The organism is Streptomyces tateyamensis (assembly GCF_003205575.1).
Classification (GTDB): Bacteria; Actinomycetota; Actinomycetes; order Streptomycetales; family Streptomycetaceae; genus Kitasatospora; species Kitasatospora tateyamensis.
This window is the reverse complement of the sequence record NZ_PYBW01000241.1, coordinates 1-1,002: the sequence shown is the minus strand read 5'-3', so window position 1 is coordinate 1,002 and position 1,002 is coordinate 1. Positions and strand designations below refer to the sequence as shown.

Sequence of the window (1,002 nt, the reverse complement as noted above, 5' to 3'; positions counted from 1 at the left end):
AACGACCCGCCGCTTTGTGCAGCGCCTGTCCGTTGACGTTGCCGTCAGCTACTGCCGTCAAGACGCAGTGAAGCCCCGCCGGAGCACTCCGGCGGGGCTTCATCATGCAAATCCCGAAATTCCTACCGTGGCCGCAATGCGTTCGCGGCGAGGAAATCTAGGAATCCCATTCCTTCGCTAGTCAGCGATCCATCCTCGTGATCCAGGAAGAAGACCCCGTCAATTGCCTCGTCGCCATCCCGGGAAAATCCCCACAGGTCGCCAGTTCCTACTGGAGCGAATGCATAGAAGTTCGCCGGACACCATGACTGGGAGTTCACAGCGACGACATCGTCACGCTGAGGCGAGTCGGAGCGCGCCGGAAAGATGTCCATGAATCCGAACGCCCCTCCTCCAATTTCCGACATGAACCTCAAGTAGTCGGCGGGGAGTGAGATCGAAAGCTCCCTCCGAACATGGTCCAAGTCCTCTTCTGTCGCACGCATCGGCTCAAATCCTGCAAGCCACCATGGGTGCAACCTGCGAGTCTCGTCGATCAGTGCCACAAAGTCAGCGAAGTCCATCTATGTCGCCCCTTATTCATCCGCAGTGGGCCAATTGTCAAACCACGCCTCCGGCCCGTAGGCGCTGCCCCATCCTTGCTCCATGGATCGATACCACCAGTGAAGCTGAGTATCTTCCTTTCTCATCTCCTTGGTGACACCCTGGTTGAACTTATTTCGATGGATGTCGGCGTTAAGGTGGAAGTCCTGATCCAACTCATGAATCGGGGATCCGGCTTCTTGATCGGCGTGGTGGATCTGCAGGCGATCACCGAGACTTTCCGGACGCAGCCCGCGCGTTCCACGACCGATATCGTTCTTTACCCATGGTCCTGCAACCCGCACCGGCGGGTCAGCTGGCCCATAACCCGAACCTTCCGCACCGTCGTAACCCCCCGGCCTGGCGCAGACATTATGGACGAGCACCGGTGTCGTGCCTGCCAGCACATAGTACGTGTGG

2 protein-coding genes are annotated in these 1,002 nt (G+C 58.5%); both read right to left on the bottom strand.

All coding sequences use genetic code 11. The features are described 5' to 3' along the window. Positions 1-122: 122 nt before the first annotated feature. Positions 123-563, bottom strand: a complete 441-nt coding sequence (locus tag C7C46_RS33090; protein ID WP_110673603.1) for an SMI1/KNR4 family protein — start codon at positions 561-563, stop codon at positions 123-125. 12 nt (positions 564-575) lie between these two features. Continuing rightward, a partial coding sequence (locus C7C46_RS35580) for a hypothetical protein (RefSeq protein WP_220040750.1) occupies positions 576-1,002 on the bottom strand: 427 nt, incomplete at its 5' end.

What these genes read in the sequence shown, in the direction of transcription:
- C7C46_RS33090 (WP_110673603.1), bottom strand. Translation starts at nt 563, where the DNA reads ATGGACTTCGCTGACTTTGTGGCACTGATCGACGAGACTCGCAGGTTG.